We start from the raw sequence: 20,656 nt of genomic DNA, 5'->3' as shown, positions 1-20,656 counted from the left end.
TTTTTAAAAAGGGATTAAGCCATGGCTTAATCCCTTTTTTATCGCGCTCAAAAACGTTATTTTTCTAGCGATTGATTGCCTAGAGCGCTTTGCCCTTGAGCAATTTTCGCAGCCACATGCGATTGGGGTTGAGTTTACACAGAGTCGCTTTATCGAGTGGTATTGGCTCACCGCAAAGCTGCGCCGCGAGACATTCGGCGGCCAGTGGCCCAGAACTGAGTCCCCGTGAGCCTAACCCACCAAGAATATACAGTCCTTGATGCACCGGCGCTGGCGTGGTTTGCCAGTAGTGGCGACTCTCTTTAGTGAGTTGATGTTGCGCATAATCCTCAAGGATTTTCGCCACATCGGGCGCGCAGCCCATCATAGGGAAATGATCCCGCGTGACCATACGCACGCCAACACGGGCATTGTTGCCACTCATGTCGATATCTTCAAGCCAAGGCTGATTGGGATAACTCTCGTGCATTTTCATGAGGTTTTCTTGTTGTTCCTGCGGGCAAAAATCTAAATGTTCAGGCTCTTTAACGTAACTTGCGCCAAGGCAGTGGAGTCCTTGGTGACTCGGGGTTAAATAACCGTTGGCGCACAGCACAGTCGCGAGTTGACTCAATTGAAACTGAGCGGGCACATGGCTGACTTGGCCGCGAAAAGGGCTAATTTGTAATTTGTTGCTGGTATTAAATTGCGTGAGCGCTGCGCCATTGGCGAGCACAAGTTGTGCAAAGGGGCCAAAGCGATGCTTAGTGGTGATTAGATACCAACCTTCACTTTGATACTCAATTTCAAGGATCTCAGTCTCCAAATGGAGTTTGACCTCGGTAAGCTGCTGCGCTTTTTGTAGTGCGGCTTCGGCATATTCGTAGGGACACACCCAGCCAGCCAGCGGATAGAAAAAGCCTGATTTGTCGATATTAATGTTCGCAAGAGAATTGGCCTGCTGCGCATCGACTCGATAGGCAATCTCACTTGGCCAGTTCTGGCTTTGAATAATTTTATCGAGTCGTAATTGGCTGCGTTCATCGTGGGCAGTTTGCAATACCCCGCAAAAATCATGGGAAATCGGCGTTTGATTTGGGGCGGGGACAGATGTCAGCGCCTGCACTCTACGGCGGCTAAATAAGAATGCCTGCTGGAAGAAGCGGCTTAATTCATCATTTTCTGGGGTCAGCAGTGGATAAATCGCTCCTTGGCGGTTGCCCGAAGCGCCTTGGCCAAGCTTGGCATCTTTACAAAAGAGCTGTGTACTTTGGCCGCGTTCCGCCAAAGATAGTGCCAAATGCGCCGAGGCTAACCCGCCGCCTATGATGGCAATCGAGCTGGGCGCGTCCGAGGGTAAGATTGCAGCCATAGGATTAAAGGCATAGGCTTTAGCATCTTGCTGGCGTAAGACGTGGCGCTCGTGTAACAAAATGGCATCAGGCTGATGGTTTGTCTGTATTGCAGCGCAGGTAAAATCCCTCTCCTCAAAGCCGCAGGCTTGGAAACGGCTCACAGGAGTTTCGCTTAATCCGCTTGATTCGTTTGATCCAATCGTTGCAACTGTGGCGCTATCGTCACTGAGTTTTGCGATCTGCCAATGGATCTGCTGATTTAACCCATTTTGTAGATGGGGCAATACCAGCCAGTGCTGAACGGGGTGAAGCGGAGAATGGATAAGTGAACTGAGCTGGGATTGAATATCACCAAAGTGCAGGTCGATTGTGGTACGACCGTCATCAAAAATTAATCTCTGACAACCTATAATAGCTGTCGGCTCTGTATGAAGTAAGCGTTGGGCAAGTGGCTCAAGTTCAGGCACTTTGGTTAAACTGGCGGATTGATCCCAAAGTAATTTAAGTTCGTACGCATTAATCGGATTGGGTTCGAATACGTTAAGGAGTAATCGTTGGTTAGGATTCGTCTGAGTGCGCCACCAAGATAAGAGTTCAAGCCCGTTGCCTAAACCCATTTGCCCTAATACTAAGAGTTTTTGCTGTGAATGAGCCTCAAATATCCGCTGCTGATAAATGCTCAACTTGCTGAGATAGTGTGCATCAGTGTGAGCTGTTGCGGGATAAAGGTTGATTAATTGCGGGTAATCGCGCTTAATTTGGCAAGGTTTATTGGGCTCTGCAGTCAAAGAAATTTACTCTCGGTCTCATAATTGGCATTATTTTACTCGCCTTTATGGAAAGCTGACCACTTAATTGAGTCAAAACAGATACTATTGGCTCAGCGAAAAGTAGGTACTGACATGTACACAATGGATAGCAATAAAATGAAAAGAGTCGTGATCACCGGAATGGGTGTTGTTTCAAGTATCGGTAATAACAAGCAAGAAGTGACCGAGTCACTGAAAGCGGGCCGCAGTGGTATTACGCATTCAGCTCAGTTTGAAGAGATGCAATTACGTAGCCATGTATGGGGTGACATCAAGTTAAACCCTGCTGAGCATATCGATCGTAAGGCATTGCGTTTTATGGGTGATGCGGCAGCTTATGCCTACATTGCTATGCAAGAAGCGGTTGCCGATGCCAATTTAACTGAAGAGCAGTATTCAGATCCGCGCGTAGGTTTGATTGTGGGTACAGGCGGCGCATCATCGTCTAACCAAGTACAATCTGCCGATACATTGCGTGAAAAAGGCGTTAAACGCGTAGGTCCGTATATTGTGCCTCGCATCATGTCGAGCACGGCCAGCGCTTGTTTAGCCACGCCATTTAAAATTAAAGGCATGAATTATTCTATCAGTTCAGCCTGTGCAACCAGCGCCCACTGTATTGGTCACGCCGTTGAACTTATCCAAATGGGTAAGCAAGACATGGTGTTTGCCGGTGGTGCTGAAGAAGTGGATTGGACACTGACCATGGGCTTCGACGCTATGGGCGCACTGTCAACCAAGTACAATGCCACACCCGAAAAAGCCTCTCGTACCTATGATGCAGACCGTGATGGTTTTGTGATTTCTGGCGGCGGCGGTATTTTAGTGGTTGAAGAGTTAGAGCATGCTCTGGCTCGCGGCGCAAAAATTTACGCTGAAGTGATTGGTTATGGCGCGTCTTCAGACGGTTATGACATGGTGGCGCCATCGGGTGAAGGCGCTGTGCGTTGTATGCAAATGGCGATGATGGATGTCGATACCCCAATCGATTACATCAACACTCACGGCACTTCAACGCCAGTGGGCGACGTGCGTGAATTAGAAGCGCTACGTGAAGTTTTCAAAGACAAGTGCCCACCGATTGCATCGACTAAGTCTATGACAGGTCATGCATTAGGCGCCGCAGGCGTACATGAAGCGATTTACAGCTTAATCATGATGGAAAACAGCTTTATTGCCCCAAGCATCAATATCGAAAATCTGGACGAAGCGGCGAAAGATATGCCTATCGTGCGTGAATATCGCGATGCTGAGCTGAATACAGTCATGAGTAACAGCTTTGGTTTTGGCGGTACAAACGCCACGCTAGTGATGCGTAAATTCAAATAAGTTTGTTTATCAAACGCGATAGAAGGGAAGCTTAGGCTTCCCTTTTTTATGGGCATTTTTTGTAAACCTGTTGCATCGACAAGGATTTATCCCATTAGTCTTGTTAGAATACCGAGCATCTTGATGCCTTCCATTCCCACTTTTTTTAGATCAGGTGCCCATGAAGATTTTAGTCGATGAAAATATGCCCTATGTTGAACCGCTATTTGGCGATCTCGGGGAAATTATTCCTGTTAATGGCCGCACGTTAACCGCAGTGCAAGTGCGCGATGCCGATGTGTTATTAGTGCGCTCAGTCACCAAAGTGAATGCCGAGTTGCTCTCGGACAATCATCAACTGAAATTTGTCGGCAGTGCCACCATAGGCACAGATCATGTGGATTTAGCCTACCTTGCCGAGCGAAATATTCCCTTCTCTAATGCGCCAGGTTGCAATGCGACTGCGGTTGGGGAGTTTGCTTTTATCGCTATGCTGGAGTTGGCGCAGCGCTTTAATTCGCCGCTTAAGGGCAAGGTCGTCGGCATAGTGGGCGCGGGTAACACTGGCACTGCAACGGCAAAATGTTTGCAAGCCTATGGTATTAAAGTACTGCTTAACGATCCCATTAAAGCTGCAGAGGGCGATCCGCGTAGTTTTGTGAGCTTAGAAACCATCATGGCGCAGGCTGATATCATCAGTTTGCATGTGCCCATCACGCGCACGGGCGAGCATAAAACCAAACATTTGTTCGATGAGGCGCGCTTAAAGGCGCTCAAACCCAATACATGGTTAGTGAATTGCTGCCGCGGTGATGTGATAGATAACAAAGCACTTGTCAGAGTTAAACGCCAGCGTGATGATCTCAAACTTGTACTCGATGTGTGGGAAGGCGAGCCAACACCGATGCCTGAACTGGTGCCACTGGCTGAATTTGCCACGCCGCATATTGCAGGTTACAGCTTAGAAGGTAAGGCGCGCGGCACTTTTATGCTCTATCAAAAGCTGTGTCAGTTACTTAATATTGCTGCCGATAAAAGTCTGCTGGATCTCTTGCCAAGCTTTAACATTAAGGCGGTCGAACTTGCGACCGCGCCGAATGAAAAAGCGTTATTACAGCTCGCGCGTTTTGTCTATGATTTGCGCGATGATGACAAGATGTTCAGAAATACATTCTTAAATGAGAATGGCTTCGACACTATGAGAAAAAATCACCAACATAGACGCGAATTTAGTGCATTGGCGCTGGCTTATGACGGTCAATCTGAGGTAGATTGGTTGTCCAATTTAGGTTTTTCAGGAGTCGGTCAGTAGCTATGTCACAGGAATTTAATGTTGTCGTTTTAGGTGCATCGGGCGCAGTGGGTCAAACTATGATAGAGATCCTCGAAGAGCGTAATTTCCCGGTTGCCAATTTGTACCCTTTAGCCAGTAGCCGCAGCGCCGGTGAAACGGTCAGCTTTCATGGCAAACAAATTACCATTCTCGACGTAGAAACCTTCGATTGGACCCAAGCTCAAATTGGTTTCTTCTCTGCAGGAGGTGATGTTTCCGCCAAATGGGCACCGATTGCCGCTGAAGCAGGCTGTGTTGTGATTGATAACACCTCTCACTTTAGATACGACATCGATATTCCTTTGGTTGTACCTGAAGTGAATCCGCATGCTATCGCTGATTTCCGCAATCGCAATATCATTGCTAACCCAAATTGCTCAACCATTCAAATGCTGGTGGCACTTAAGCCTATTTATGATGCCTATGGTATCAGCCGCATTAATGTGGCAACGTACCAGTCAGTATCGGGCACAGGTAAAAAAGCCATTGAAGAATTAGCGCATCAGTGCACTAAATTATTGCAAGGTTTACCTGCTGACGCTGAAGTCTATCCAAAACAAATTGCTTTTAACGTATTGCCACAAATCGATAAATTTATGGATAACGGCTATACCAAAGAAGAAATGAAAATGGTCTGGGAAACCCAGAAGATTTTCGGTGACGATGAGATTTTAGTGAATGCGACCGCCGTACGTGTGCCTGTGTTTTATGGTCACTCGGAAGCCATTAATATCGAAACTCGTCAGCCTGTTGATGCCGAAGACGTTAAAGCTTTACTGCGTAATGCCGAAGGAGTGGTATTGTTTGAATCCGATGATGATTATCCAACAGTAGTGACAGATGCCGCAGGAACCGATCCGGTTTATGTGGGTCGCATTCGTAAGGATATTTCTCATTCTCACGGGATTAACTTGTGGGTCGTGTCAGACAATATTCGTAAAGGCGCAGCCTTGAACAGTGTGCAAATTGCCGAGATCTTAGTGAGAGATTATTACTAAGCATTAGATTGCATTTGATGCCCATTGAAAAGCCTGCTGTCAGCAGGCTTTTTTTGTTTTACAATTGTGAACAGTAGCAGGGCGGGGATTTCTGGTTTATAGTAATCTCAATAAATACAATTGCCTAAAGCCTGTTATCAGTGAGATAACTTTATAGCGCTTCAAAGGGAAGGATTGATGAAATTTCGCACTTCGTATCTTGTGGGTCTAATGGCCACTGTTTTAGCTGTTTCTTCTACCGCTTATTTTATTGATCCCGCCGTTGCTGCAGATACACCAAGATTAAAACCCTTAAAAATCATGGGGCCAGACGGACAGATCCGTCAAGTTAACCATCAATATGGTCCAACGACATCGAAAGACACTTTTTGGAGCATAGCGCAAAAAGTCCGTCCTGATGCCAGTGTAAGCGTCTATCAGGTGATGGCCGCCTTATACGATGCTAACCCTCATGCGTTTAACTCTGCCAGTTATAACAGTTTAGAACGCGGTATGATCCTGCTCATTCCGTCTAAAGAAGTCATGCTGTCGATCCCCAATCGTATGGCGATAGCCAGAGCAGAGCAAAGTGATAGACAATCTCGGGCTCCGGCGAAAGCAACGTCTAAACCGCCAGCTAAGGTGACGACAGCAAAAGCGCCAGTCACGGCTCCTGCGGTGATTGTTGAAACGAAAGTGACACCACCTAAAGCGGTTGCTGAAACACCTGTTCCAGAAAAGCCCAAGATGCTGAGTTCAGATGTGACGGCGCGGTTAGAAGCGGCAGAAAGCAAAAATCTGTCATTAACCGATGAATTAGCCCGCACGCAAGATCAACTGTCAGTTCGCACTTCAGATGTTGAAGCGCTAAAAGTTAAAGTTGAAGAATTAAATCAACGGATTGCTGTGCTGGAAGAAACACTTCAAGCCAGTAAACTACAAAACCAAGCCTTGAAAGCCGAAGTTGAAGCTGCGCAAGTGCCAGAGACGACAGCTGTTGAAGCTGAAGTAGAGGCAGAGGCACCGATTGAGCCCGATGACTTGTGGCGCAATATCCTTAATAGTCCTGTGTTATTGATTGCCGCGGCTGTGATCCCTGCCTTGTTCTTACTGCTTGCTGTGTTCTGGTTCCTGCGCCGTAAACGCAATAAAGAACGTCGTGAAATGCAGACACAAGAAGCGGTTATGGCCGCCGGTGCCGCTGGGATTGCGGGTACCGCCATCATGGACATGGATGATGACGATTTAGACGATATGGCGGTACATTTAGATTCTGACCATGCGGACTCCATCGATAGTCTTCTTGATATGGGCAGTGTCGATTTACAACCTGAGCAAGATTTGACTGACTCCCACGATCAGATGGATATGGCTTCTGAAATGTTTGTCGATCCGGGGATCTCTGCCGAACCAGAGGTTGAAGACGAAGGGCAATCTCTTGATGACCTGTGGGCCGAAGCCATGGGCGATCAGGAAGAGGATATTGTTGAGGAGAAACCTAAATCTGGCAATATTCTTGAGGAAGCCGATCTTGATGCACTATTAGCGGGCCTAGGTTCTGACGACAGCACTTCTGAAGACAGCACCGAAGCCGAAGAGGATTTAAGTGAATTAGAGCGTAACTTTGCGAGCGATTTAGCTCAAGAAGATGACAGTAATGATGTTACTTCTAAGCTGAATGATGTTGAAGTCGCAGACACTAAACCTGCCGATGAAGCCATCGCGGATGACGATGATCTTGATGCATTACTTGCCGAGTTTAGTGTTCCTGCAGAAGATACTGAGATTGCACAAGCGCCTGCACCAGACGTTGTTGCGTCTGATGATGAAGATCTCAGTGCTGCCATCGCGGCAGAACTCGGTGATGATTTAGATGATGAACTTGGTGGAGAAGACGTTGATGATATCGATGCCTTATTGGCTGATTTCGATAAACCAACGCCAGCCGCTGAACCTGAAGTCGAGCCTGATCTTGGCGCTGAAATTGCTGCTGAACTAGATGCGGAGCTTAATGAACTGGGCGTAGAAGACACCGATGACATCGATGCCCTGTTAGCCGATTTCGATAAACCAGTAGAACCTGAAGTTGAACCTGATCTCGGTGCTGAAATTGCCGCAGAGCTAGACACTGAGCTTAATGAACTGGGCGTAGAAGATACCGACGACATTGACGCCCTGTTAGCCGATTTCGATAAACCAGCAGAACCTGAAGTTGAACCCGACCTCGGCGCTGAAATTGCCGCAGAGTTAAACGCTGAGCTTGATGAGCTGGGTGTGGAAGATACCGATGATATTGATGCTCTGTTAGCGGATTTTGATAAACCGACGCCAGCGGTTGAACCTGAAGTCGAGCCCGATATTCGTGCTGAAATTGCCGCTGAGTTAGACGATGAGCTTAATGAATTAGGCGTAGAAGAATCCGATGATATTGATTCACTACTGGCGAGTTTTGATGCTGAGCCTGAACTCAAAGTCGATGCCGAAGATGATGATATCAGTGCAGAAATCGCAGCAGAATTAGAAGCTTCGTTACCGGAAGACATAAAAGGTGAAGCGTCAGGTGATGATGATTTAGATGCACTCTTAGCTGAGTTTGATGTGCCGGAGCAATTGGATGCCGATGAAGATGAATTCGACTTCGATATGGAAACGGCGCAGCTCGATTCAGAAGACAATTCAGTTGACGAAGATAATTTACTTAAAGGCATTGGTGCGGCTCACTCTATCGATGGCACCGATGATACTTTTACATTAGTCGAGGAATTGAGTGACGATAACGACGCAGATGTATTAGCGACGGCCGCAGTCACTTTGGCCGCTGCTGCAGCCGCGGCCAGTGTTAAAGAAAAAGAATCTTCTTTCTTTAATGATTTAAAAGCCAATAAGAGCAAAGATCCCCATGTGCTCGATTGGGACTCAGAGCTAGATTTTGCGCCTAAGGCTAAGCCTGCGGCAACGCAAGCAGATGTAACGGCTAATGATGTTGAGCCTAACAAAGATGCCACAGCGGTCGATTATGCTTCTCAAGAGAAGCCCATTAAGGCTACGCGTAACGATATTGATTTTAGTGAAGATTTTAAACTTGATATCAAAGAAGACGCGGATGATTTGGACCTTGAGCAAGGGCTAGACTTAAGTGACGATAATGTGCTCGCCGCTTTTACAGCCAATACAGATTATGACGATGAAGATGTGTTGACGTCGGAAGACAGTTTCTCTCTGGTCGATGATCATAATCTTACCGTCGATGAAGCCTTGGCTGCACTCGATGCCCAGGAGTCGCGAAAAGCGCAGAAAAAGTTTGTTCCTGACCATGATTTAACCAGTTTTCAAAATGAAAACGGTTTTATCGACATCGACAAGTTGCTGAATGATGCCGATGAAGAGGGGGCTGATACCGATTTGTATTCGGAAGTTGACGTTGAGATGAGTGATGTCGGTGCCTTAATCGGTGATGCCGCGATGATCGATGTTGATGATGAAGAAAACTCAGTCAACGCTAAGCTGGATTTAGCGCGTGCTTATATCGAAATTGACGACAGCGACAGTGCGAAAGCCCTGCTCAAAGAAGTGCAAATTGACGGTAACGAGCGCCAGCAGGATGAAGCTGGACGTTTGCTCAAAGAGATTAGTTAATCCCGGTTGAGAGTGTTTCAATCTAACGGCGCCTTCAGCGCCGTTTTTTTTATGGGCTGCTGTGATAAAATGCGCCGCTAAATCAATTGTGAGGATAAGTGGATGCGGATTGCATTAGGTATTGAATATGACGGTAATGGTTATTTTGGCTGGCAACGTCAGGCCGAAGTCGATTCAGTACAAGGGCAATTAGAACGGGCGTTATCGATAGTGGCCAATGAGCCTATCGGCGTCTTCTGCGCTGGCCGTACCGATGCGGGCGTGCATGCCACAGGCCAAGTGGTCCATTTTGAAACCAATGCTATTCGTAATGAAGGCGCATGGACCTTAGGGGTGAATGCTAATTTGCCCGACAATATTGCCGTTCGTTGGGTCAAAGAAGTCGACGACAGTTTCCATGCGCGCTTTTCGGCCACCGCCAGACGCTACCGCTATGTGATTTATAATCACACTTTTCGGCCTGGGATTTTACGCCATGGTGTAAGCCATTATCACGGCAATATCGATGCTGACAAAATGCACCAAGCGGCACAGGCACTCTTGGGTGAGCAGGATTTTACCAGCTTTCGCGCTGTCCAGTGTCAGTCGAAAACACCGTTTCGTAATGTGCATTGCGTTAATGTCACGCGCCAAGGTATGTATGTGATTGTTGATATCGCTGCGAATGCTTTCTTGCATCACATGGTGCGCAATATTGTCGGTTCATTGTTAGAAATCGGTCTAGGTAATCAGCCACTGACTTGGATGGGCGATTTGCTCGCGTTAAAAGACAGAAACCAAGCCGCAGCAACGGCTAAACCCCATGGACTCTATTTAGTTGATGTGACTTATCCAGAACAATATCAATTACCTAAGCTCGCCATTGGGCCATTATTCATGTTGGATTGAAAAGATCTTATTTGAGAGATAATCGAATACGAGGATATACAGACATGCTTACAGTACCAGCGTCAAATGCAGCATTGGAACAGTGGTTGGATTATTTGCTATCTATACATCCAACCGAAATCGATATGGGGTTAACCCGTGTCTCTAAGGTCGCGCAAACCCTGGGTCTTTTGGATTTAGGTACAACCAAGATAGTGACAGTGGCGGGGACGAACGGCAAAGGCACCACCTGCGCCATGCTCGAAAATATTCTGCGCCTATCGGGTTTGACTGTGGGCGTATACAGTTCGCCACACATGCTGAAGTACAACGAGCGAGTGCGTATCAATGGTAGCGATGTCAGTGATAGCGGTTTTGTTACGGCATTTGAGCAAATTGAAGCCGCGCGCGGCGATATTTCTCTGACCTTTTTTGAGTACGCTACGCTCGCAGGCTTGATACTCTTTAAAACCGCTCAGCTTGATGTGGTTATCTTAGAAGTCGGTTTAGGTGGACGGTTAGATGCTACCAATATTATCGATGCCGACATTAGCGTACTGACGTCGGTCGATTTAGACCATGAAAGTTATCTCGGTAATACCCGTGAGCTTGTGGGCCGTGAAAAGGCGGGCATTTTCCGCAGTGGTAAACCTGCCATTGTGGGTGAACCCAACTTGCCACACACTGTCAATGATGTCGCCAATGAGGTTGGCGCCATCTTGTATCGTGTCGGTAATGAATTCAGTTATCAAGCCCATGGCAATCTGTGGGATTTTCAAGGTCAAGTGCTCAAACTGCACGATTTAGCGTTACCAACTTTGCCATTACCTAATGCGGCGACTGTATTGGCAGTGATTGAACAGGGCTGGCCGGATATCACGCCTTCAATTATTGCTGAGGGTATTAGCACTGCTCGGTTAACGGGTCGATTAGAGCGGGTGAGTGAGCAGCCGTTAGTGTTACTCGATGTTGCCCATAATCCCCATGCGGCGCGGTTTTTGGTACAACAGTTAGCGCCAATCGTTGTGGGTAAGCGCGTGTTCGCCCTTTGCGGCATGTTGAAGGATAAAGATATTGCAGGTGTGTTGCCTGTGATCAATCCACTGATCGACACTTGGTATTTGGTCAGTCTGCACGGTGAGCGTGGCGCGAGTTCGGCCATGCTACGCAAAACATTAGCCACTGAGGCTGTTGCATTTGAGTTTGAGGACATATCTGAGGCTTGGTCTGCATTAAAAGCGCAAATTAACCCAGATGATGTGGTAATTGTGTTTGGCTCCTTTTACACTGTGGCAGGTTTTAAGTCTCAATTTATGCAGGAAGTCAGTTTTGTCTAGCCAGTTTCATAATCGTTTAGTCGGCACTGTGGTGCTGGTTGCGCTTGGGGTAATTTTTTTGCCGGATATTTTGGATGGCAAAAAAGATCGCCAAGAAGAGCAGTTTTCCGAAATTCCTTTGCGCCCGACCGTGATTGAGCAGCAAAAAGCCGACGATGATATGTTTGAAGTCTTGTCGGCCGAGGATGCTGCTGCGCTGAATGGGACTGAGGTCGCCTTAGCCGAAATGCCAGTTAATGCTGACAATGAAAAGTCTGTCGCCGCGCCAGTAATCGAAGTCGCAAAGCAAGATGTTAAGAAAGACGTTAAGCCTGATGTTAAAAAAGCAGAGCCTAAGCCTGAAACTAAACCTGAAGCTAAAAAAGAGCCGCCTAAAGCCACTGTAAAAACTGAGCCGGCTAAAAAAGCGGACGCTAAAGCGACTACTGTGGCTAAGGCTGAAAAGCCTAAAGCAGAAACGCCCAAAGCCAGTGCAGCCAAAGAGGATGCCGTTAAAGTGGTCAGCCGTGACAGCTTGAAAAGTGGCTTTACCTTGCAGCTTGGCAGTTTTAACAACGCAACGAATGTTAAAGCCTTGGTTGCACAGCTGCGTAAGAGTGGTTTTAAAGCGTACACTATTCCTGAAAACCCTAAAGATGGCGTATTAACTAAAGTGTTTGTCGGACCCGATGTGTCTGAGGCAAAGCTGAAGAAAGTACAAGTTGAGGTGGAAAACCTCACGCGTCTCAAGGGCTGGATTGTTCCTTTTAATCCCTTAGAATCTTAATGGTGATACAACACTCGAGACTGAAAATGATTTATTTACCTCACTAGGGGTGAGAATCGTTTCAGTCTCTGGTAGAATCGCGCCGTCTTAAAGCCCATGTCGGAAAGCCATCTCAATGGTTTGGATTGATTACGCTATCATATTCGTCATCGGATTATCGACTCTCATCAGTCTGATCCGTGGATTTGCCAAAGAAGCCATGTCCTTAGTGGTATGGTTTGCGGCTTTCTTTGTTGCCAGCCAATTTTACCAAGATCTTGCCGTTCACTTAACACAAATGAACGATGAGATGCTGCGTAATGGCGTTTCTATTGCCATCCTCTTTATTACCACTTTGGTACTCGGTGCCTTAGTTAACTATATTCTCGGACAACTTGTTGTCAAAACCGGATTATCTGGCACTGACAGGCTTTTGGGCTTGTGCTTCGGTGCTATTCGAGGCGCACTTATTGTGAGCGCCTTGTTGTTTTTCATGGATGCTTTCACAGGATCTCCCAACTCCCAATGGTGGAAAGATTCTGTGCTAGTACCCGAATTTGGCGTTGTTATTCAATGGTTTTTTGACTATTTGGAAAATACCTCCAGCTTTGTACCCAAACTATAAGAAAGAAAATAAAATAATCCTAAGTGATAGAACATCTTACAATGAGGAAGCTTACCCATGTGTGGTATCGTCGGAATAGTTGGCCAATCATCGGTTAATCAGACCATTTATGATGCACTGACAGTGTTGCAGCACAGAGGTCAGGATGCGGCAGGTATTGTGACCATTGATCGTGGTGCTTTCAGACTACGTAAAGCCAATGGTTTGGTTAAAGACGTTTTTGAAGTCAAACATATGCAACGCCTACAAGGTAATGCTGGTATTGGCCATGTGCGTTATCCAACTGCGGGCAGTTCAAGCGCATCTGAAGCGCAGCCTTTCTATGTTAACTCGCCATTTGGGATCTCATTAGCCCATAACGGTAATTTAACCAACACAGTCGAATTAGCCGAAGGGCTGATCAAAAAACGTCGTCATGTGAACACCACTTCGGATTCTGAAGTCTTGTTAAACCTGTTGGCCGACGAACTGCAAAAAACCACGAGTTTGACTCTGACGTCGGAAGAAGTGTTCGATGCCGTCGCTAACGTACACCAACAAGCTCGTGGCGCTTACGCGGTTGTTGCCATGATTATTGGTCAAGGCTTAGTTGCGTTCCGTGACCCATTTGGTATTCGTCCTTTGGTATTAGGTAAGCACGAAACTGCCACTGGCACTGAATACATGGTGGCTTCTGAAAGTGTGGCACTCGATGCCGTTGGCTTTGAAGTGATGCGTGATGTTGCACCGGGTGAAGCGATTTATGTTTCAATTGACGGCCAGCTGTATACCCGTCAATGTGCAGCCGAGCCTAGCTATGCACCTTGTATCTTTGAATTCGTCTATTTTGCCCGTCCAGATTCGACGATCGACAAAGTGTCTGTATATGCAAGTCGCGTCAACATGGGCGCTAAGCTTGGCGAGAAGATTAAGAAAGAATGGTACGATCACGATATCGACGTGGTTATTCCTATTCCTGAAACCTCTTGCGATATCGCGCTGGAAATTGCCCGTTGCATGGATTTACCGTACCGCCAAGGTTTTGTGAAAAACCGTTATATTGGCCGTACCTTCATCATGCCTGGTCAACAGGAGCGCAAGAAGTCAGTGCGTCGCAAGTTGAATGCGATTAACACTGAGTTCAAAGGCAAAAATGTCTTGTTGGTGGACGACTCTATCGTTCGCGGTACGACCTCAGAGCAAATCATCGAAATGGCCCGTGAAGCAGGAGCTAAGAAAGTGTACTTTGCCTCTGCCGCACCGGAAATTCGTTTCCCGAACGTGTATGGTATTGACATGCCAACGTCAAACGAGCTTATCGCCCACGGTCGTGATGCCGATGAAATCGCCAAGTTAATTGGTGCTGATGGCATTATTTTCCAAGACTTACCCGATTTAATTGAAGCGGTAAGAATGGAGAATCCTGCGATTAAACGTTTCGAAACGTCCGTATTTGATGGTCACTACATCACGAACGACGTTGACCAAGCGTATTTAGATCACTTGACGCAACTGCGAAATGACGATGCTAAAGCCGATCGAAATAAAGATATCGGCACTAACTTAGAGCTGCATAACGTCTGTCACCCATAAGGATTGTGGGTAATTCAGTATCGTAAAGTTTGTGTCCTTTTTGTTCTAAACGATACAAAAAAAGCCAGTGAGAAATCACTGGCTTTTTAATGGCTTATATTTGCTTAACGGATCATCGTGATAACGTCTACGTATTTATGCGTTGCGCTGTTTCAGTCATTACATTTTCTTCAGCGTGCTTACGTTCAACCCAGTAATCCGCATTTTTAATACCCAGTTTTACCGGATCAAAAAGTGGCTCAATGCCAAGTGCCTGCTGTGATTCATAATCTTTAAGGCAAGTGAATGCGGTTTTCCTCAATAAAATAATGGCAATAATATTGAGCCATGCCATGAGTCCAACACCAATGTCACCCATTCCCCAAGCCATATCAGCCGTTTTAACTGTGCCGTATACGGTTGAGCCAATGATCACGACTTTGAGAACGACCATGAACCAAGGATGATTTACTTTACGGTTAATATAGGCAATGTTGGTCTCGGCAATGTAGTAATAAGCCACTATGGTCGTAAAGGCGAAGAAGAACAGTGCGATAGCCACAAAGATATTGCCAAATCCTGGCATCATACTTTCCATTGCCGTTTGTACGTAGCCTGGTCCTGCAGCGACTCCGGCAATGCCGGTATAGAGCGCCGCACCGTCTGGGCCCTGAACATTATACAGTCCTGTAATGAGCAGCATGAAACCTGTTGCAGAGCAAACGAATAAGGTGTCGATATACACAGAAAAAGCTTGAACTAACCCTTGTTTGGCAGGATGGCTTACCGCCGCTGCAGATGAGGCATGTGGCGCTGTACCTTGACCCGCTTCGTTGGAGTAAATACCCCGCTTTACCCCCCACATGATGGCTAAGCCTAAAATGGCACCAAAACCCGCATCAAAGCCAAAGGCACTTTTGATAATTAACCATAAAATACCCGGTAGCTGGCCAATATTTAGCGCTATGATGACACAAGCCACTATGATGTAACCCAGTGCCATAAAGGGGACGACGGCACTGGCAAAGTGAGCGATACGTTTTACACCGCCAAAAATGATAAAACCAAGAAGCATAGCCAGTATGGCTGCAGTCACATTAGGATCTATGTTGAAAGCGGTTTTTAAACTTGAACCAATCGAGTTAGCTTGTACGCCTGGCAGCAGGATCCCGCAGGCAAATATGGTCGCAATTGCAAATACCCATGCATACCATTTCATGCCTAAGCCTTTTTCAATATAAAAAGCAGGCCCACCACGATACTCGCCATTGATTTTTTCTTTATAGACTTGACCTAAGGTCGATTCAACGAAGGCGGAGCTGGCACCGAGAAAGGCAACCATCCACATCCAAAATAAAGCGCCAGGACCACCAAAGGTGATTGCTGTGGCAACCCCTGCAATGTTACCTGTACCGACTCGACCCGCTAATGTCATCGCGAGTGCTTGAAAAGACGACACTCCCGCATCAGTACTCTTACCATCAAACATCAGGCGGATCATTTCTGGCAGATGGCGCAGCTGTAAAAATCGAGTGCGAAGGGAGAAATAGAGCCCGACACCTAGGCAAAGAAAAATAAGTGCAGGGCTCCAAATTACACTATTGATCGCGTTGACAATCTCATTCATAGACTCCGATTCCTTTATTGTGTTGTTTTAGCAGAGTTTTTAGGTTTACGGTTATTCAACAGATGTTGAGTTAGGACATTCACTTTTGATTAAGACATTTTTTGTAAATATCCAAGATACTCAACATAACTATTTTTTAGGGAGCTTCATAGTTAAAGTGTTAAATATTTGAAACCAATGTGTTTTGAAATTGAGTTTTAGCATGGATAAATAGAGCAGAGGGGCGAGTTAACTCGAAATACGGTAGTGATTTATTATGAATGTCAGTTATCCCATTACCCAAAGTAGCATCCACACGCCGAATAAGCTGCTTAAGCTATGGCGCGTGATTTGATGGCTGAGTAATAGAGATAAACTCACAGCAATAGGAATGACGAGAATGAATCCCCATGCTAACGGCATATCGATGATTTTCATTTGTCCCAGCCAGGTACTGGTGAGCATGCTTATTGCGAGTAACATTAAGCTATGGAATATCAATAACTGATTGAATCTTAATATTAATGCTGGAGTTATTGTCATAGCCTGTCGCGCATTTATTGCAAACTGTCTCATAGTCACTCCTTAGTTATTTAGTGTATCTTATGCCTTGTTGAGAATTATTCGCAATTGAATTTACACTTAAGCTTTTACATTTAAGCTCGGTTTACTACAGAAATTTGCACTCAACTGGCGTTTGGGCTAAATTATACTGTAATTATATCCAGTGCTTGGTGTTTGTATGATTCTCTATATCGCAGAAAAACCTAGCCTAGGGCGGGCCATTGCCGATGTATTGCCTAAACCCCATAAAAAAGGCGATGGATTTATCGAAGCCGCCAATGGCGATTGTGTGTCTTGGTGCGTTGGTCACTTGCTCGAGCAAGCAGAACCTGATGCCTATAATCCCGAATTTAAGTCTTGGAAATTCGAGCATTTGCCAATAGTGCCAGACAAGTGGCAACTAAAACCTAAGGCTGCGACCCGCAGCCAACTCACAGTGCTAAAACGATTAGTCAAACAAGCCAACACGCTGGTTAACGCGGGCGATCCCGACCGCGAAGGGCAGTTACTCGTGGATGAAGTGATTGCCTATCTTCGCGTGACGGGGGACAAGCTACATCAAACCCAGCGTTTACTGATCAGTGACTTAAACCCACAAGCTGTAAAACGGGCTCTAACGCAGCTACGCAGCAATCGCGAGTTTATTCCTTTATCCACATCGGCCTTAGCTCGCAGTCGTGCCGATTGGCTCTATGGCATGAATATGACGCGTGCGTACACCATCCAAGGTAAAAAGGTCGGTTATCAAGGCGTGTTATCCGTCGGCCGAGTACAAACGCCATTGCTTGGGCTAGTGGTGCGCCGTGATGAAGAGATTGCCCACTTTCAATCTAAGCCTTTTTATGAAGTACTGGCGCATTTGGCGACCGAGAAGCAAGAAACCTTCAGCGCCAAGTGGCAACCTAGCGAAGCTTGTCAGCCTTATATGGATGAAGAAGGACGAGTGTTAGTGAGAGGGTTAGCGCAAAATGTGGTGAGTCGCATCAGTGATAAACCCGCTTTAGTCACTCAATTAGTGGCTAAGGACAAGAAACAGAATCCACCATTGCCCTACAGCTTATCCGCGTTACAGATTGATGCGGCCAAACGGTTTGGTATGAGTGCTAAGGATGTGCTCGATACCTGCCAAAGTTTGTATGAACGTCATAAACTCATTACTTACCCACGCTCCGACAGTCGTTATTTACCCGTTGAGCAACATAACCTTGCGCCTTCGGTACTTAAGGCGATCAGTAGCGGTGCTGCTGAGTTATTGCAAGGTGCTGATGCACCCGATCCCCGTCTTAAATCTAAAGCATGGGATGATAAAAAAGTGGACGCCCATCACGCAATCGTCCCCACAGAGAAGACGGCTAACTTATCTAGCTTGAGTCAGCGTGAGAGGCAGTTATATCTTCATGTTGCTCGCCAGTACTTAGCCCAGTTTTATCCGGCTTATTGTTACAGTGAAACCACAGTGCAAGTGACAATCGAGGGTGGCTTATTTAATACCAAGGCGCGTCAGGATAAATCCCTCGGCTGGAAGCAACTCTTTGCCCGCCAAGAGCCAAATGGCAGTAAGGCGAGTGGCAACAAGTCGACGGAAGAAAGCGCAGGTAAGGACGATGAGGAGAATGACGAGTTTATTGGCCAATTACCGCCTTTGAAATTGGGACAGGCTTTGCATTGTACTCGAGGCGAATTGTTGGAGAAAAATACTCAACCACCAAAGGCCTTTACCGATGCCACTTTACTCGGAGCTATGACGGGTATTAGCCGTTATGTGACCGATCCTGAGATCCGTAAAATTCTTAAAGAAACCGACGGATTAGGTACAGAGGCTACCCGTGCAGGTATTATCGAATTGCTGTTCAAACGCGGTTTTTTACAACGCTTAGGTAAATCTATTGTCTCGACAGACGTGGGGAAAGGATTGATTAACAGCTTGCCCGCGAGTGCGACTACGCCGGATATGACAGCGCTTTGGGAAGCGAGTCTGAATGGCATTTGCCATAAAGAAACCTCTTATCAAGCCTTTATGCAGCCACTGCTCGGCACCTTATCCACGCTTATCCAGAATGCAGGCGCCCAACTGCCAACCGCGCTTAATGGTTTACAAAGCCAAGGTTATCGTAAAACGGCAAGTAATAAATCCGGTTATCGTAAGTCGCCTTACCGCAAAGCCTCGAGCTCGGCAAAACGGGCAGGCACTGCAAGTACAGCTAAAAGCTGTGTGAAGAAGTCAGTGGCTAGTGCTGGCGCAAGGAGTCGAACACGCAAAGTGGCTACAGAGGCTTAATAGTCACGAGTGCGTTGTGATTCTGTGGTAGGGGATATTCGACCTTAAGCAATAACGCTTTCATAGCACTGAATTTGGGCAAAAAAAAGAGTAAACCAAAACGGTTTACTCATACGGAAATAGGTCGTTAAAGCTTGCCAAAATCACTCAACTGATGAGGAGCAGGCATATAATCTCAGCATTAACTTAATTAGCCCTTAAAGCTCATATTTATCTTAGGGTGTCGCCTCGGTTTAAGCTGATGAGCTTATCCAGTATGCGTTCTCCATCCATGCGGATACCGTTGTGCTCATATTCTGATGTTAACCAATACTTTAGCCTGCCAACTTGTTTTGTGGTTTCTAAGCTGTATTGCATCTCTACAAACATATCTTCACTGTAAATGGCCGCTGCAACAGGGACTCGGTTTTGTGCCAGTTGCTCTAGATTGTAAAGTGTTGGCCAATCTGATTTATGGGCAAGGATTTCTGCCGCGGCTTTAAGCGGCACTAAGTGACTAAATTGGTCAAACATCCATGGGTATATCATCTCACCTGTGAATAAAAACGGTTTACCTTGTTGATAGTTAAAGGCGGGGAATTGCTGTCTAACCCTGTGTGCCGACCATTGTGAAGCCGAGTGTTGACAGTAGATTGCTTCATGCAACAGGGCAAAAATCGGGTTAGTGTTGTAATCGAGCATTTGACCGAAATGATTTAAAAATAACGGGTTAACGACTGTCCCTGAAGCCGTGTTGATCAAGGCTTGTTCAAGCAAATAATAAACCGATTCAGGCCCTTGCTCCATTCCAATATTAATACCCAGCAGTTGCAACATTTCAACCGTGAGGCGTTCACCCGTTGCCAAATACACTTCATTTTCAAGCAAATGTTTTGCTAAGCGAGTGACGAGATGTTGAGCATCGTGGAAGCGTTGGAAAAATTGTTTATTCTTCGCCAGTACGCGTTGATAAGTCGCAAGATAGACGTCGTCGCTGCTACGGGTTAATGATGGTATGCCACCCGTAATATAGGCTTCGCTGACGCCTTGAGGGGCGGCGCTTAAATAATGTAACACGCAAAATCCCCCGAAACTTTGGCCGAGAATCGCCCACTTATCGGCGGGACAAAGCTGGGCACGAATCGTTTCGGCATCACGAATGATATTGTCAGCCCTGAAATGGCTTAGGTAATCCGCTTGAGCTGCGGGATCTAAATGTTGCAGGCTTTGGTAATTAATCGGTGTTGATAAGCCTGTACCACGTTGATCGAGTAATAACACTCGATATTCTTTTAATGCGCGGCGGATCCAGCCGCTGTTGCTGGCGGGACGCATGGCCGCAAATCCAGGGCCGCCTTGAAAAAATACGATATAAGGTAGTTTTTTATCTTTGTTTTCTGGGCTACAGAGTTCTCTGGCAAACACTTGGATTTGCTCTGCAATTGGATTTTGATAGTTGAGGGGCAAGGTAAAAGTGTGTTTCTTCGCCAGCACTCCGGCGAGAATAATATCGGGTTTCATCAAACAACCTTAATGGCAGAGGATCATGTTATTGTGATTGGCAGATTGTATACCCAAATAAGCTGAAGATGCAGTAACCTAGGCTACCTGAAACGCGTATCTTCAGCTAACTTGGGTATAGACAAAATAGTTTATGTCGTAAGCTAGGATTATTTGATTAGCTTTTGGTGAAGATCAATTTTTTGG

Annotated in this window: 14 protein-coding genes; 10 read left to right on the top strand and 4 right to left on the bottom strand. The window is 46.3% G+C overall.

Features of this window, described 5'->3' with window-relative positions; genetic code table 11:
- Window positions 1–79: 79 nt before the first annotated feature.
- Window positions 80–2,122, bottom strand: coding sequence for an FAD-dependent 5-carboxymethylaminomethyl-2-thiouridine(34) oxidoreductase MnmC (mnmC, locus tag L5L77_RS09645; RefSeq protein ID WP_263222648.1), 2,043 nt, complete (start codon window positions 2,120–2,122; stop codon window positions 80–82).
- Between the two features lie 138 nt (window positions 2,123–2,260).
- Between mnmC and fabB the strand changes: the two genes are divergently transcribed.
- The 9 genes from fabB to purF all read left to right on the top strand — a co-directional run bounded on the left by fabB (window position 2,261) and on the right by purF (window position 14,543).
- Window positions 2,261–3,472 (top strand): beta-ketoacyl-ACP synthase I, encoded by a 1,212-nt coding sequence (fabB, locus tag L5L77_RS09640; protein WP_041408164.1) that lies wholly within the window; start codon window positions 2,261–2,263, stop codon window positions 3,470–3,472.
- Between the two features lie 160 nt (window positions 3,473–3,632).
- Window positions 3,633–4,763 (top strand): 4-phosphoerythronate dehydrogenase, encoded by a 1,131-nt coding sequence (locus tag L5L77_RS09635; RefSeq protein ID WP_263222645.1) that lies wholly within the window; start codon window positions 3,633–3,635, stop codon window positions 4,761–4,763.
- A 2-nt stretch (window positions 4,764–4,765) separates the two neighbouring features.
- The gene (locus tag L5L77_RS09630) at window positions 4,766–5,782 is read left to right on the top strand and encodes an aspartate-semialdehyde dehydrogenase (protein WP_263184852.1); all 1,017 of its coding nucleotides are present in this window, start codon (window positions 4,766–4,768) and stop codon (window positions 5,780–5,782) included.
- 177 nt (window positions 5,783–5,959) lie between these two features.
- Window positions 5,960–9,397: a FimV/HubP family polar landmark protein gene (locus L5L77_RS09625; RefSeq protein WP_263222644.1), complete on the top strand. Its 3,438-nt coding sequence runs from the start codon at window positions 5,960–5,962 to the stop codon at window positions 9,395–9,397.
- A gap of 102 nt (window positions 9,398–9,499) precedes the next feature.
- Window positions 9,500–10,285 carry a tRNA pseudouridine(38-40) synthase TruA gene (gene truA / locus L5L77_RS09620; protein WP_263184850.1) on the top strand — a complete coding sequence of 262 codons (786 nt, stop codon included), beginning with the start codon at window positions 9,500–9,502 and terminating at the stop codon, window positions 10,283–10,285.
- Between the two features lie 44 nt (window positions 10,286–10,329).
- A complete protein-coding gene (folC, locus tag L5L77_RS09615) occupies window positions 10,330–11,601 on the top strand; it encodes a bifunctional tetrahydrofolate synthase/dihydrofolate synthase (protein WP_263222641.1) in 1,272 nt (423 codons plus the stop codon).
- On the top strand, window positions 11,594–12,367 hold the full coding sequence (locus L5L77_RS09610; protein ID WP_263175615.1) for an SPOR domain-containing protein: 774 nt from the start codon (window positions 11,594–11,596) through the stop codon (window positions 12,365–12,367). The genes folC and L5L77_RS09610 overlap by 8 nt, the downstream gene beginning before the upstream one ends.
- Before the next feature lie 115 nt (window positions 12,368–12,482).
- Complete coding sequence (locus L5L77_RS09605) at window positions 12,483–12,971, top strand: CvpA family protein (RefSeq protein ID WP_028761030.1); 489 nt, start codon at window positions 12,483–12,485, stop codon at window positions 12,969–12,971.
- A 57-nt stretch (window positions 12,972–13,028) separates the two neighbouring features.
- Window positions 13,029–14,543 carry an amidophosphoribosyltransferase gene (gene purF / locus L5L77_RS09600; protein WP_028761029.1) on the top strand — a complete coding sequence of 505 codons (1,515 nt, stop codon included), beginning with the start codon at window positions 13,029–13,031 and terminating at the stop codon, window positions 14,541–14,543.
- A gap of 127 nt (window positions 14,544–14,670) precedes the next feature.
- Here purF and L5L77_RS09595 read toward each other — a convergent pair whose 3' ends face one another.
- Together L5L77_RS09595 and L5L77_RS09590 are read right to left on the bottom strand one after the other, a co-directional pair.
- On the bottom strand, window positions 14,671–16,149 hold the full coding sequence (locus L5L77_RS09595) for an alanine/glycine:cation symporter family protein (RefSeq protein ID WP_105252099.1): 1,479 nt from the start codon (window positions 16,147–16,149) through the stop codon (window positions 14,671–14,673).
- 267 nt (window positions 16,150–16,416) lie between these two features.
- Window positions 16,417–16,704, bottom strand: a complete 288-nt coding sequence (locus tag L5L77_RS09590; RefSeq protein WP_028761027.1) for a hypothetical protein — start codon at window positions 16,702–16,704, stop codon at window positions 16,417–16,419.
- A 166-nt stretch (window positions 16,705–16,870) separates the two neighbouring features.
- Here L5L77_RS09590 and L5L77_RS09585 point away from each other — a divergent pair, with 166 nt between their 5' ends.
- Window positions 16,871–18,970 carry a DNA topoisomerase III gene (locus tag L5L77_RS09585; RefSeq protein WP_263222639.1) on the top strand — a complete coding sequence of 700 codons (2,100 nt, stop codon included), beginning with the start codon at window positions 16,871–16,873 and terminating at the stop codon, window positions 18,968–18,970.
- A gap of 210 nt (window positions 18,971–19,180) precedes the next feature.
- Here L5L77_RS09585 and L5L77_RS09580 read toward each other — a convergent pair whose 3' ends face one another.
- Window positions 19,181–20,470 carry an alpha/beta fold hydrolase gene (locus L5L77_RS09580; RefSeq protein ID WP_028761020.1) on the bottom strand — a complete coding sequence of 430 codons (1,290 nt, stop codon included), beginning with the start codon at window positions 20,468–20,470 and terminating at the stop codon, window positions 19,181–19,183.
- Window positions 20,471–20,656: the final 186 nt, after the last annotated feature.

It is taken from the genome of Shewanella sp. SM29 (assembly GCF_025654245.1).
Classification (GTDB): domain Bacteria; phylum Pseudomonadota; class Gammaproteobacteria; order Enterobacterales; family Shewanellaceae; genus Shewanella; species Shewanella oncorhynchi.
The sequence above is the reverse complement of the archived record's forward strand: the minus strand, read 5'-3'. Positions and strand labels throughout refer to the sequence as shown.